The sequence below is a fragment of the Caulobacter sp. ErkDOM-C genome (genome assembly GCF_048541825.1).
In the GTDB taxonomy this organism is placed as follows: Bacteria; Pseudomonadota; Alphaproteobacteria; order Caulobacterales; family Caulobacteraceae; genus Caulobacter.
Map to the genome: position 1 here is coordinate 111,116 of NZ_CP183333.1, position 13,330 is coordinate 124,445.

At 65.9% G+C, this 13,330-nt stretch carries 11 protein-coding genes; 1 reads left to right on the plus strand and 10 read right to left on the minus strand.

Annotated elements, in window-relative coordinates; genetic code table 11:
- Window positions 1-663: 663 nt before the first annotated feature.
- Genes trbB through mobQ form a run of 3 tightly spaced genes read right to left on the minus strand, consistent with a single transcriptional unit; the run spans window position 664 to window position 5,176 of the window.
- Window positions 664-1,626 (minus strand): P-type conjugative transfer ATPase TrbB, encoded by a 963-nt coding sequence (trbB, locus tag ACN2C8_RS19570; RefSeq protein ID WP_419256049.1) that lies wholly within the window; start codon window positions 1,624-1,626, stop codon window positions 664-666.
- A gap of 43 nt (window positions 1,627-1,669) precedes the next feature.
- Complete coding sequence (locus tag ACN2C8_RS19575) at window positions 1,670-3,664, minus strand: type IV secretory system conjugative DNA transfer family protein (protein WP_419256051.1); 1,995 nt, start codon at window positions 3,662-3,664, stop codon at window positions 1,670-1,672.
- A gap of 15 nt (window positions 3,665-3,679) precedes the next feature.
- Window positions 3,680-5,176: a MobQ family relaxase gene (gene mobQ / locus ACN2C8_RS19580; protein WP_419256053.1), complete on the minus strand. Its 1,497-nt coding sequence runs from the start codon at window positions 5,174-5,176 to the stop codon at window positions 3,680-3,682.
- 259 nt (window positions 5,177-5,435) lie between these two features.
- Between mobQ and ACN2C8_RS19585 the strand changes: the two genes are divergently transcribed.
- Window positions 5,436-6,119 carry a hypothetical protein gene (locus tag ACN2C8_RS19585; RefSeq protein WP_419256055.1) on the plus strand — a complete coding sequence of 228 codons (684 nt, stop codon included), beginning with the start codon at window positions 5,436-5,438 and terminating at the stop codon, window positions 6,117-6,119.
- Here ACN2C8_RS19585 and ACN2C8_RS19590 read toward each other — a convergent pair whose 3' ends face one another.
- From ACN2C8_RS19590 to ACN2C8_RS19620, 7 genes are all read right to left on the minus strand, one after another.
- Window positions 6,120-6,860 (minus strand): cell wall hydrolase, encoded by a 741-nt coding sequence (locus ACN2C8_RS19590; RefSeq protein WP_419256056.1) that lies wholly within the window; start codon window positions 6,858-6,860, stop codon window positions 6,120-6,122.
- Window positions 6,861-6,964: 104 nt separating this feature from the next.
- Window positions 6,965-7,471, minus strand: a complete 507-nt coding sequence (locus tag ACN2C8_RS19595; RefSeq protein ID WP_419262261.1) for a S26 family signal peptidase — start codon at window positions 7,469-7,471, stop codon at window positions 6,965-6,967.
- A 278-nt stretch (window positions 7,472-7,749) separates the two neighbouring features.
- Window positions 7,750-8,781 (minus strand): ParB/RepB/Spo0J family partition protein, encoded by a 1,032-nt coding sequence (locus tag ACN2C8_RS19600; protein WP_419256060.1) that lies wholly within the window; start codon window positions 8,779-8,781, stop codon window positions 7,750-7,752.
- Between the two features lie 12 nt (window positions 8,782-8,793).
- The gene (locus ACN2C8_RS19605) at window positions 8,794-9,999 is read right to left on the minus strand and encodes an AAA family ATPase (RefSeq protein WP_419256061.1); all 1,206 of its coding nucleotides are present in this window, start codon (window positions 9,997-9,999) and stop codon (window positions 8,794-8,796) included.
- A gap of 309 nt (window positions 10,000-10,308) precedes the next feature.
- The gene (locus ACN2C8_RS19610) at window positions 10,309-11,274 is read right to left on the minus strand and encodes a replication initiator protein A (protein ID WP_419256063.1); all 966 of its coding nucleotides are present in this window, start codon (window positions 11,272-11,274) and stop codon (window positions 10,309-10,311) included.
- Window positions 11,275-11,439: 165 nt separating this feature from the next.
- Window positions 11,440-12,246: a type IV toxin-antitoxin system AbiEi family antitoxin domain-containing protein gene (locus ACN2C8_RS19615; RefSeq protein WP_419256064.1), complete on the minus strand. Its 807-nt coding sequence runs from the start codon at window positions 12,244-12,246 to the stop codon at window positions 11,440-11,442.
- Window positions 12,247-12,391: 145 nt separating this feature from the next.
- Window positions 12,392-12,760, minus strand: coding sequence for a single-stranded DNA-binding protein (locus ACN2C8_RS19620; protein WP_419256066.1), 369 nt, complete (start codon window positions 12,758-12,760; stop codon window positions 12,392-12,394).
- Window positions 12,761-13,330 lie beyond the last annotated feature (570 nt).

The window sequence follows — 13,330 nt, forward strand, 5'->3', positions numbered from 1 at the left end:
TTATTGTTTGCCAGGTCGTGTTGCTGGCGCTTCGGCTGCGGCCAGGAAGCGGACCTTCCCAACGTCAGAGAAGAGTCAACTACCGTCCTTGGGTATGAAGGATCGGCACACGACCGGTTTGACCATTTGATTGGGAAAACAGCCCGATAGGCGATCCATGTGCAATCTGTAAGCGATGATGAAGGCCCGAGCCGAGGTCGCCGCCCTGACCCGCGCGATGTCGGACCGAAACAACAACCAGCTGCCAATGCCCGGTATTTTACCTGACTACGCCGCAGTCAGCCCATCGGAACCCGGTTCTCGATCTATGCAAAGGCCGCCGACCGCGTAGGGGGTCGAGATTTCTTCAACTCGCACCATTCATGGGACTACGAGATCATTCCCAAAGCTTAATTGCCCCGGCGAAGGGCCAACTACGCCTAACTAAAATGATGGCTGCAAGGAGCCCGCGCATCGCGCGTGGCGGAACGCGCCGTCGAGCGACCGGCGGTGCCCAAAAGGCGCCCGCCAGGGGCGGACCCGCAGGAGCCGCGAAGCGGCAGGACCGAGCATGCCCGTCTTCCGCTCCCCATATCGGGGCGTTACGGGGTGTCCCCGCTCGAAGGGTTCGGCCGAGACACCGACTGGCTCGACCGCAGGGGAAGCCTTTCCTCCCATAACCCCCTACCCCTCCACACAGTCCTCCAGGACATAGGTGTCACCCTCGCGGCCGGTCACGCGGGCCACCTCCTGGACCCGCCGTCCGGCCGGCGCACGGGCGATATGGATCACTAGGTTGATCGCCTGGGTGATCGCCCGGTAGGGGATACGCTGGGTTACTTCCCCGATCAGATCCTCCAGCCGCGTCAGGCCCTCTGCGGCGCTGTTGGCATGAATGGTCGCCAGACCGCCGGGATGGCCCGTATTCCAGGCCTTCAGTAGGTCCAGCGCCGAGCCGTCCCTCACCTCGCCGATGATGATCCGGTCGGGCCTCAGCCGCAGCGTGTCGCGGACCAAATCGGTCATGGTGACCTGCGGCTCCGTCCGTTTGGTTAGCATCTGGATCTGGTCTGCGGCTGAGCATTGCAGCTCTGCCGTATCCTCGATCAGCACCACCCGATCCTCGGCGAAGGCGGGCTCGGCCAGGATGGCGTTGGCTAATGTCGTCTTGCCCGATCCGGTGCCACCAACGATCAGCATGTTCTGCCGTGCGACCGCCGCCGCTCGGATGATCGCCGCCTGACCTTCGGTCATCATGCCGCCGGCGACATACTCGTCCAGAGTGAACACCACCTCCGGCCGTTTGCGGATCGCGAAGGCCGGGCTGGAGACCACGGGCATGAAAGCGCCCTGGAAGCGCTCCCCGGTCAGCGGCAAGGTCGCGCTGACCCTAGGGTGATCACGGGTGACCACCTCGCCGGCGTGGTCGGCCAGCAGGCGCAGGATGCGGTCGGCGTCAGCCGCTGCCAGGTACTCGCCGGTCCACGACCTCCCCTCCCCGATCCGGTCCACCCAGATCTTGCCGTCGGGATTGACCATCACCTCGACGACCAGGCGCTCGGCGAGGGCGCCGGCGATGACCGGGCCCATCGCCTGGCGCAGGGCCGCGACCTTGCGATCGGTTACGACAGGATGCTGCTGCGACATGGCGCTCTCCAGGAACTTGGGTTGGATGGGGGCGATGAGCGCACTACAGGCTCCCGTCGTCATCGCCGGGCCGCAGGGCGGCGATCGGTTGGGGCGCCAGGTAGTCCTCGGTCAGGTGGCCCTCTGGCGCTTCGGCAGCGCCTTTCCCGGCTCCCGAGCGCGCTCGGGGCGGCGAGACACCCTCAAAGCCTTCAGGAGCAGCCACCACGGCCCGCACACCCTTCCAGTCGATCGAAGCCCGTCCAGGCAGGTCGGCGGCCTCTGGGCGCTGCTCATAAGCCGCGGGCACGCCGTTGAAGTAGTCCCCCGTCCGCGCCTTGAAGAACGGCTCCTCGTAGTAGCGAATCTTGTCGGCGAGTATCGGCTTGGTGTTGTTGACGAACAGGAACTGCTTCCTGTCGTCGAGGCCGCGCACATCCTCCTCGGAGAGGATGTAGCGCTGCTGCTCCGACTGCGAGGTCGAACGGTTCGCGCGCCCGAAAAGGCTGCGCGGATCGCTGTAGCTCTCCCGCATCTCCAGCGCCTTGCCCGCCCGGCGCGTCACCTTGTCGATGCTGGTGGGCTCCGAGGTCGCGAAGCAGGCCGTGATGTGCATGTTGTCGAACAGCGGCGTCTTGTCCCCGTACTTGGAAAAGACGTCGTTGAAGCTCTGGCAGATCAGGTGGGCGGTGATCCCATAGCCGGCCATCTCGCCCATCGCGTTTTCCAGGAAGGGAAGACTGCCAAGCTTCGGAAACTCATCGAGTAGCAACAGAAGCCTGTGCAGCTTGCGCCGGCGGCGGCTGTCGAAATGCTCGTGCTCCATCAGGCTGTTGATGGTCTGGCGCGTGAACACCCGCACCAGGAACGCCAGGCGGTCGGCATGGGCCTGCGGCGTGATGATGTAGAAGGACACCGGCGCCTCCGAGCAGACCAGGTCGCCGATGGAGAAGTCCGACCAGCTGGTCGCGTACTCCACCAAAGGGTCCGCCCACAGCGACAGTGACGCCCGGCAGGTGGCCAGGACATTGGATTTCACGCGCTCGTCCATGGTCGAGAGCGCCGTCGCCCCCAGCAGGACCTCGGGGTGGATCTCCGCGATCGGCGCGCCCTCGGCGTCGCGCGCGAGCCCGTCCGCCGCATGATAGTCCGGCCGCCAGCGGTGCTGGGTATTCATCATCGCGTGCAGGGTTGGTTCGATGTTGATCAGCAGCCGCCGGACCTGGGCCAGGTTCTTCTTGGTGTCCTCCTCGCTGTAGAGAACGTGCAGGATGATCGCGGTGAAGAAGTCCGTCGCACTCTGGTCCCAGAAGTTCAGGTCGCCGGCCTTTCGGCCCAACGGGTCGACCAGGATCCCGACCACGTTCTGGATATCGGCGATCTCCATCGGCCCCTTGCGGACCTCGAAGAGCGGATTCCAGCGGACGGTGTTTGGGTCGGTCGGCGAGAAATAGAAGACGTGGCTGAACGTCTTTCGGTGATCGGCGGTGATGTGCCAAAGCTCGCCCTTGCGATCATAGATGAAGGCGCTGTGCGGCCAGGCGATCAAGGTCGGGACCACATGCCCGGCCCCCTTACCGCTCCGCGACGCGCCCACGATGATCGCGTGCTCGATCCCGCCATAGGTCAGGTATCGGCCGTTGAAGCGGCCGAGCACCCGGCCGCTGATCTGACCGCTGGTTTGCCCGCCAGGGCCGAAGAGTTTGGCGCGCCGCACGTCATCGACGTCGGCCCAGGCGTCCCGGCCAAAGGCCTTGGGCTCACGCTGGGATCGGCGGGTCAGCAGCGCCGCCAGCATCACCGGCCCCATCGCGACGGCCAGGGCAGCCAGGCCCGCCAGATCGAACGTCTTCGGGTAGCTCGGTTGGAAGCGCGTGTACCAGCTGACGAACGACCAGGGTGCATAGACCCGCACCGTCCCCAGGTCGAAGGCACCGCCCCCAAACTCGCGCGGATAACCGTAGGTCTGCGCGACCATCTGAGTGGCCAGCGTCAGACCAAGAAGGATCGACAGGCCCGCCAAAGGCAGGATAATCGAGGCGCGCGTTGAGGCGTTCATCGTCCCTCTCCTGCCTTAAGAGCCTGGAATGAAGCCACGTCCGATGACGCGCCCCAGTCCTCGGTTGAGACGTTCTACGGCCTGTTGGCGCGCCGGCGCCGGGAAGCGCATCACCGCCTCCCGCGCGGGGCCACCGATGTCGCGGATGAAGCGGGTTTCGTCGGGGACCTTGGCCGGCACACGAAGCTCGCCTTGCCCCAGCGCCTGGGCGACCCGCAGGTCGTTGAAGGTCCGCGTGGCGCCGGCGATCCGCTTGTCCGCGCGTTTGACTTTCCGCTCCAGGGTCCGCTTGCGACGAGCGACATCGGCGGCGGTCTCGAGCTGCGGGCCCCGGCGCGCCGCCACATAGGCCTGGCCCTGCGGCGAACGTGCCCAGGACGCACGAACCTCAAGCTGCAGGTCAGCCCGCCGGAGCGCAGAGCGCGCCCGCGCAATGGCGTTCAGTTCGGCGTGCTTCGCCCAGATCATCCGGGCCGGATTGCGCAACCATTGGACTAGGTTCAACCGCTTGGACCGTACCCCGGCGACGCGTCGCTCGACACGGGCGAGGCCAGCCTTGGCAGCCGCGCGCTCACGCACCGCCTCCCTCGTCAGCGCTCGTTCGATCTGGCCTGCGGTTTCGATCTTCGGCCCGCCCAAGCCCGCCCGCTCAGCCGCCCAGCCATCGCGCTCGGCGACCATGCGAACCCGCATCTGCTCGGCTTCCTTGACCAGCTTGGCGACCGGAACCGAGATCAGCGGCGCGGCTTCAACAAGCCGATCGGCGGTCTCCTGAAAGTCCCGCCGAAGCTCTGCCCGCTTGCGGTTGTGCGCGGCCGCGTCGCGGTTCTGCTCGCCCCGTTCAGAGGCGATGTTCTTGCGCTCCAAGGCCGAAGCCGTGGATCCAAGGTGGACACCAGGCTCGCGATCCAGGCCCCGCTCGGCGAGGGACAGATGCGAGACCTGCGGGGCGTCCGGGCCAAGGTGCCGACGCAGGTGCTGGTTCTGTGTTTCGGCCCACGCCGCGCGCCACTTACGCACTGCCTGCGGACTCCACCATTCCGGCGGCTTTCGCCCGAATCCCGCCGGTCCGACAGAGCGCGTCGTGACCAGCACATGGGCGTGGAAATTGCGCTGATCGCCATCTTTTCCGGGCCGGTGCATCGCCATATCGGCGATCATCCCCTGCCCGACCAGATGCTCTGAAACGAAGGCCCGGACGAGGTCGCGCCGCTGCTCGAAATTCAGTTCGTGCGGCAGGGCCAGGAGCAACTCCCGAGCCGGCACGGCGTCCTTCCGCGACTCCCGCGCCTCGGCCGCATTCCACAGCACCTCGCGGTCCCGGAAGGCTGGAGGCGCACCGGCGGGCGCCAGGATTTCCGCGTGCTCGATGCCATCCTTGGCGGCGAAGTCGAACTCCATCGCCAGGCGCTCATCCATCAGCCGGTCGCCTGACCGGTAAGCCGCGGCGGCCACAACCGAGCGGCCCGCCGAACGCTGGATTGTCTGCACCTGGCAAAGGAACGACGCCATCTCTTCCCTCCGATTGGCCGGCCCTGCCGGCTGGATCGCTAAGGGCTGCGCCCTTGGCTCAAGGCTCCAAGGCCGGGCAGGCCGTCGGGAGGCTTGAGGGTGCCGGGCGGAGCCTGGCCGCAGGGTTGGTGGGCGTAGCCCAACCAACCCGTATATGCGCCATTGTCCGTAATTACTGTTATGCCATGGATAGACCATTACGGACTTTATCGATAGGTTTAGACCGCTGGGGCCTTTTACGACAACTACGGTGTTCGCCATGACCACGGTCGATAAGCGTCGAAGAAACACTCGCCCGTCGAAATATCGCCCGCGAACCGAGGCACAGAAGGAGCAACGGCGCGAGCTGTGGATCGCTAGGACAGAGGACCGCGAGCAGGGTCGGCGGGTCTCTGAAGAAGACGCGCTGAAGCTCCGATTGGACGAGCTGGAGACCGCGCTTCGCGATGCCGGCCATGACGGCGTGCATCGCCGCCGCCACGCCACGCCGCTCGAAGATATCGCGGACGACGAGCAGCGTTTCCTGGTGCTCAAGGCCCGCGTCGAACGGCTCGAAGCCTTGTGGTCGATCAACCAGCGCAAGCGGGAAACCCGCGCCAAGATCATCATTGGCGGCGCGCTATTGGCAGAGGCCGGCGACGATCTCCTGGCCGGTGACGCCGAGCTCCTCGCACGCCTGGTCGACATCATCGACCGCCGCGTCGAGGGCATCCGCGACCGCCTCACCGTGCGCGAGCTGCTGGGCAATGTGCCGCTCTCGCTGCGCCCCGGAGGCGACTTTGAAGAGAGCCCCGAGAGCGCCCTCCAGGCCGAAGGCGAGACCCTCCCGGACTTCGATCTGATGGCGCAGTCGGCGATGGCCGACGAGCCGGTCACGAGCTTCCTGCCCAGCGACCTCGATGCGGACTATGCCGACCTTGATGGCTCCTGGCAGGCAGCATGATCACTGCCGCCCCGCGGTCACGGTCCCGTCCTGGCGAACGAAGATCGCTCGGGCGCTATCGACCGGCTGGGGCCGGCGATCACCGCCCTCGCCTGCCCCGCCTTGGGTCTCCGTAGGCGCCCCCTCGGCGGCGGCTGGAGCCACAAGGGCGCGGTTCTCGACCGCGAAGATCGCGCCGCCTGCGGACTGCCAAAGGTCAAATGCCGCACGGCCGCGAGACGCGCCGGCCGACCGGCCGGCGCCAGGCGTCGAGCCCCCTCTCCTGCCCGCTTCCACGTAGAAACTATGAGCGCCGATCACCGCCGAAGGCGCGGCGCCACCGAAGTTCACCAGGCCGGCCGAGACCTCGCCGCGGACCGCACGGCCGGCCACGATCTGCGGATTCTGGAAGAACCTGGCGCCATTGGTCGGATCGGGTAGCCGGCCCTCCAGGGCCAAGTTGATAATAGTGTCGATCCGCGCCTGCCGGGCCTCCGAGACCGTCGGCAGGCTGCGCCAGCTGCCCCCTGCACGCATCACCGGCTCGAACTGGCGCCGGGCGTTGACGACCGCCTCGACCGACCCGCCCCAGCGGCCATCGGCTAGGCGGTTGATGATCGTGTAAACGACGCCTGCCAAGCCACTGTCGCCCTGGTTCGCGGCCTCGGCATAGGCGACCCGCGCGATGGCCTCCCGCGCCTCGGGCGAGGAGACCAGCGTGGCCAGGGACCGGGCGGGCGGAGTGACTCCGGCAAGTGGCATGGCAGGGGCATGCACCCCTGGGCAATTCACGCCGGTTGGGATGGGCTGAGCCATCTCGCCCCGGGCCAGCAGGGTGCAAAGCGCAGCAAGGGCCGCAGGATCCATCATCGGTCGCCAGAGGAGTGAGTTGAGGGGCTCAGTGGCCGGTAGACGCCGAGGATCTCGTGCGTCGTCACCGGCCCGAAATAGCGGCTGTCGAAGCTGTTCGGGATGCGATCAGAGAACACGAAGAACTCGCCCCGCGCCATCGCGCGGCAACCGACCCAGCGGGGCAGACCCACACCCCGGCTGTCATGGGTGAGCACCGGCGCGCGACGAATCCCGTTGATCGTCAGCGTCCCGCCATCGGTGCAGACGTGATCGCCCTCCCCGGCGGCAATCGCCTTCAGGATTGGAATTCGGCGCAGGTAATTCATCTGCCCGTCGGCGTAGGGAAAGGCCGGCGCTGGCGCCTGAAAAGCGATGATCGCGCCACGCGCGGGATGCCCCAGGGTGCGGACATAGAGCCCCAAAGGCTCGCTTGGAGTGCGGTTCCAGAGGAGCGCCGGCTGTGGCAGGCTGGCGGCGAGGACCGCCGCAGCGGCGACAGGAAGAACCGCCCACGCCGCCAAGGCGGGGGTCAGCCCCCTCGCCGGGCGGACGGACGATTTTCTCATGCTGACTTGGCCTTGTCTTCGCGCGCGCAACCGAGCCTCAGGCTCGTCAGCGCTTCAGGCCAAGATGTGGCTCATGCCCGGTGTTTGTGGGCTTCGGACGCCCTCTCGGGCGCCCCGGTTGGTCACTGATACCCCGACGATTTGCAGAAGTTGCCAATTGGCAACTCGGCGACATTGGAGGCGGCGAGGCGCCCGCTTAGGGGTCAGAATCCGGAAGTTGCCAATTGGCAACTTCAGCCCTTTGGGCGCATCCGGATCAGCTCGCGATGGAAAGCCTCCGCGAAATCCGCGTTGCTGGCTTCGGCATCAAGCGCCAGTTCCAGGACCACCTTCTTCGACCCTTTGCGCGCCATGGTGAAGAGGGTCGCGCCCGCTGCGTTACTCACGGCCGTGACCGGCTTGCCCGCCTTGGTCACCGGTTTCACGTCACCCGCCGCGGCCCGCTTCAGGAGCGCCAGGACCTTCGGGGCGTCCAACGGTCCCTGGCCCTTGGCGATCATTTCCGCTTGCTGAACTGCCAGACGCTTGGCCTCGGCCATCACCCGAGGGCGCGACGCGCCGTCAGCCAGGAGGGGTTTGATCTCGCGGGCATGGTTCTCGCGTAGCTGCCGCACATCGCCGAAGGCCTCGACAACGTCGGTCGGCAGCTTGGCGAGGTCGAGAAAGCGCGACAGCCAGGCCTTTGGAACTTCCAGCCGCTCAGCCATTCGCTGAGCAGTGCCGCCGTAGAAGGTTTCTACGGCGTGGCGGTAGTCCAGGGCCCGTTCGTAGTCGCTGATGTCCTTGCGTGACCGGTTCTCGACATCGGCTAGACGGAAGGCCTGCTCATCGGTGAGCTCGCGCTCCTCGACGAGGTAGCGGATATCGCGATGCTCCACATTCTTGAGGTAGCTGACCGCCCAGTGGCGGCGTGCGCCGCAAATGACCTCGAAATCGTAGTCCGAGTCACCCTCGACCCGTCGCACGATCGCAGGGAACTCTTGCTCCCCCTGCGAGCGAAGGCTTTCAAGTAGATCCCCGCAGACACTCTCGTTGAGCAGATCGTAGCGGCGATTGTGCCGCTCCCACATCCGGCAGCGAGCTGGATCAACCAGCTTGAGGGTCTTTTCCTTAATGTCGCCAGCCGTGACACGCGCAAGCCCGGTCAGCCGCGTGCTCAAGCGCTCTGTGGCGGGCGCACCGCGTTCCGGCGTCGGGGTTTCGGTGACCGCCGAGCCCACCAGGCCCGCTAGGATGGAGCGATTCTTGCCTGTTGTGGATGCCATGACCGCCCTCCCCTACCCTAAACCCAGCCGGCGCAGGTCCTGCCTATGGCTTGGCCACGCCTTGCGAATCAGCAGCTCTATTTCGCCGTTCAGGCGGTCTAGGTTGTTTCGGCAGCGCTCATAGGTCTTGGTCGGAGGACCCGTCAGCTCATAGACGGTGCGTAGCTGCACATTGGCATTGTCGATCTCGGCGGAGTCGAGCAGCGAGGCCGACAGCATGTCGGCGCCGAACACCGCCTCCATCATGTCGCGGATCTGGGTGTGGGCGCTCTTGCCCTCATCGACCTTGGTCGCGACGACGCGGAGGAAGTGATAGCCCCGCGCACCCAGATGGTTCTGCATGACCTCCAGGGTCTCCACAATCATCCGCAGAAAGTGGGCGGTGGAGGCAAAGTCCACGGTCGAAGGCGGCGTCGGGATCAAAAGGGCGTTGGCGGCGCGCAATACCGCCAGTGACAGCATCCCCAGTGCCGGCGGCGGATCCAGTAGGACCACGTCATAATCGACGGCCATACCCTCGACGCCGCGACGCAGGCGGTCCAGGGCGTCAGGATTCCCGCGAAGCCGCGCCGCCGCCTCATACTCGGCTTGGTATAGACCGAGGTTAGCGGGGATCAGATCGATGCCCGGCCAAGCGGTAGCCCGCAGGCCATACTTGAGGTCCGGCTCGCCGCCGTGTCGGAAAAAGGGGAGGAGGGTTTGCTCGTCGTCGATATCGATGTCGGGATTGAACCCGAAGATGGTCGTGGTGCTCGCCTGGCTGTCGCAATCGATCACCGCGACCCGGTAGCCCTTGAGCGCGAGGTACTGCGCCACATGACAAGTGAGTGTGCTCTTGCCGACCCCGCCCTTGAAGTTCTGAACCGCCAGGACGATCGGCGGATCCTCGGGGCCACGACGTGGCCGCGTCCCAAAGATATCGCGCATATGGTTGATCTCGGCCAGGCTGTAGCCTTCTCGCCGCTTCGAAGCGCTAAGCCTGGGGGCGGGGAGGCGGCCATCGGCCTCGGCCTGGCGGATCGCTTCAGAGGTCCGGCCCACCATTTCGGCGGCCTTGGTGATCGTGAAGCTCAGATCGACGATCTTCTCTTCACCGGGCGCGAACACTGTGGCCCGCAGGCGGGTGATGACGTCATGGGCGCGGTCGCTGAGCGCCGTCATGGCGTCGAGGAGGACGGGTCCAGAGACCGCACTTTCTGCGAGTGCAAGTTTCGCCATGGCCTCCTCCTTTGCAAATATCCAGCGAGATAGCTGGAATTTGCCAAGTTTTCGGTCGAATGCAATGAAGAATGAGTTAACAGCGCGCCGAGCCTGAACCCTTTTGGTTCAAGGCGGCGGCAAGCCAGCCTGTCCACCGCGCTCAGTTAGAGAATTTCTTAAGGACAAAGTTAGACAGAGTTAGAGGCCGAAAAATGCCCAGGAAACCCATACGCCACAGGGGTTTCCGAAAAGCCGTGGTCACCAATACCCCGTGCCGAAGGTCACTGATACCCCGCCCCCGGGGTCACCGTTCCCCCGTTGAATAGGTCACTGTTCCCCCGAAGACGGGACCTTGCGCTTCTCAAACATGCCATCGACGGCGAGCGTGCGGGCGTCCTCGCGGGTCCGGCGCTCCGAATCAGCGGCTAGGCGAGCTAGATCCGCCTTGATCGCCGCGCGCTCGGCGGCGTCCCGGCGGATGAAATGGACAGCCGGCGAGTTGTCCGCGGCGTTGACGAAACTGACGTCGTATTCGGGCAGGTCGTTGGCGGATACGATCCGCTTGAGCAGGTAGTTGAATTGCTTCAGCGGGCTCTCACTGCCGGTCTTGTCGTGCAGGACGCTCACCCGGCACGTCCAGCCTGACGCCTGGTCGCCGGCGTGCTTGCGGGCGATCCGGTAGATGGCGCGCTCAACGCCGCCGGAGAGGGCGAAATAGTCGGCGTGCAGCGTCAGCAGCGACCGGTCCTTGATGACCCCCTCATAGACCCAATTGGACAGGGTGAGGGTCAGGCCCCTCGGGGCGCCGGTGACCGCGTCCGACTCCAGCATCCATTCGTCGAGCCAGCCGAACTGCGCCTTGGTGTTGCGCTTGGTCCCCCGGATCGAAGTTTGGATCGTCGTGGCCTCCAGCCGCTGAAGAGCGGCCTGGAGTTCCCGATAGCCCTTGCCGCCCGTGTCGCGCTTGATCGCCTTGAGGAGATCATAGGTCGTGGTGTGCAGGGTCCGGGGCAGGTCGTTCTCGCCGGCCTCCCGCATCTGGTTGATGCGTGAGGTCGCCCAGATCAGGATGTCGGCATCCCAAATGGTGGCGATGCCGAAGGCGGGGTTGGCGCTGACGTGGACCCAGACCTCGCCATCGGGGCTGGTGTATTCGATCGGCTTCAGGCGCTTGCGCTTCGACAGCGAGAAGAACGGCCGCTCCATGACCTCGCGCTGATCCTTCAGTGGCAGGCTGTTCATCCGAGGGACGAACAAATCAAACTCCTGCTGTCGAATCGCGCGCTTAGACATCACCAACCCCACCACGAGCGACGATCTTGGGGAAGGGGAGAGGCCTCGACCCCTGAAGTTGCCAATTGGCAACTTCTCCGAAAACGCCCGCTACGGTCCCCGCCGGAGCAGCACCTTCAGGCACCCTGCCGGCGCAGTTCTGTGGGCCTGAGTGGACGACGGCGGTCATGCGTCCCCCATCTCGCGCGGCACGGTGATGTTATAGGTGCTGTCGAGGCGCCCGCCCGGTTCAAGGACGCGCTTGCCGCTGCCAAGGTCGATGGCGCCGCGCTCCAGCCGGCTCGCCCAGGCATGGCCGTGGCGATCGGCGAACCACAGCGCGAGGCGCTTGACCTTGACGCTTCGGCAGTCGGCCAGGAGCGAATAGAGGCGCCGCGGGCTGAGGGATGACAGGCCCTGCATCAGGACGTCAGCCTCGTGGAAGGAGGCGACCTGCGGAACGAGGTCCAGGATCTCCAGCAGGGCTCGTTCCGGCGTCGAGACGATGAGCTGGGTCTCCAGCCCGCCCGCCGAAGGGTGCGTGAAGTGTCTCTCGAACCCGCCGGCTTGCGGATCGTCAGCAAGAAGCGGGTCGGCCGTGAACAGTGTAGGCCGGTGATAGGCCAGCCGAGGCCCCAGGAGCCTCCGTGCCCAGACGGGCGGCGGCGCGGCGCCGCAGAGGTGGAACGGGGTCGGCCCGTCAGGAGCGCCAGGATGGCCGAACCCCAGCAACTCCAAAGCCGTCCGACCGCCGACCGCGAGGAGGGGAGGGCGCAGGCGCTGGAGCGACAAGACGACCGCTATGGCCGAGAGGGCCTGGTCGGATGTGTCGCCCGCGCGCTGATAGGCCCCTCGGACCGGCGCCTGAAGCCAGCCGCTTTTGACATACTTAGCCACCAGGCTCCGTGAGTAGCCATGGCGCTGCAGCCAACGGGCGTCCGCCAGGAGGCCATCGGGCAAAAGGCGCTGAAGTTGGTTTAGTTTTCCATCCATTCGCAAACCCACAGTGGGCGTTTTGACAACATTGTAAACCCGCCGGGTTTAACAAGCGGCGGATTCGCCAGCTCACGGCGAGCGACTTATGGCGATTCCGAACCAAGGCTAAGAGCCCGCCCGGCGAACCGGGCGGGCTCTCGAGCTAGTCCTCCTCGGAGGCCGGAGCGGATTCAGGCCGGTCCAGCGACCGCAGTTCGTGCTGCGGCGTGGCCACCACGACCTTGGAGAAGAACCGTTCCACACCGTCCTTGTCGGTGTAGCGGTCGTGCCGGATCTCTCCCTCGACGAACACCTTCGAGCCCTTCGGCAGCCCTTTGGACCCGAGCCAGCCCACCGTGCCCTGGTTCCAGATCTCGACCTGGTGCCAGGTCGTGTAGTCCTTCCGCTCGCCGCCCGCCGTCGTGTAGCGGTTGGTGGCGACCCGCAGGGTGGCGACCTTCTTGCCGCCTGACGTGGTGCGGATTTCCGCTTCGGCTCCGGTGAAACCGATCAATTGGACCTTGTTCAGCATCGTCTTACTCCATCTGCCGCCAGGGAAATCCCAGCGGCTCGCGGTCCTTGCCGCGATCACGCGACCTGCAAGGGCGGGGAAGAGGGACTGGCCAAAGCCCGGATTGGTTGGAAACCGGCCTGCACGGCGCGCAGCGGAGGAAGGCCGGAGGGTCCATCCGGCCCGCCACGCGCAGCGGGGTCGGCTTTGACCTGGACCGCCCCGACCTAGGTTGAAGTGATTGATCGCGCGGACCGCAGCCCGCCGGGCGTCACAACGGCTTGGAGATGATCAGAACAAGGACCACGAGGGCACGGGACGACGCGGATCGTTGAACACAAGGCAAGGATCGCCGCCCGCCGACGCCTCTGATTGACGACCGCGGGGCGGGCGAGGGCAGGGGGCTGAACTCGACCCACCTGGCCGCCCTGGAACCCGGTGCGGGGGCTGACCCGCCCCAGGGGGAGAAGGAATGGCTGCATTCGTCCAGCCGGGGAGATGGCTGACAGGAGAACCGTGAGGCACGGGGGTCGGTCACCAGATCCAGGGCCCGCCACCACGGTGCATACGCACATCGCGGGCCTTCCAGGC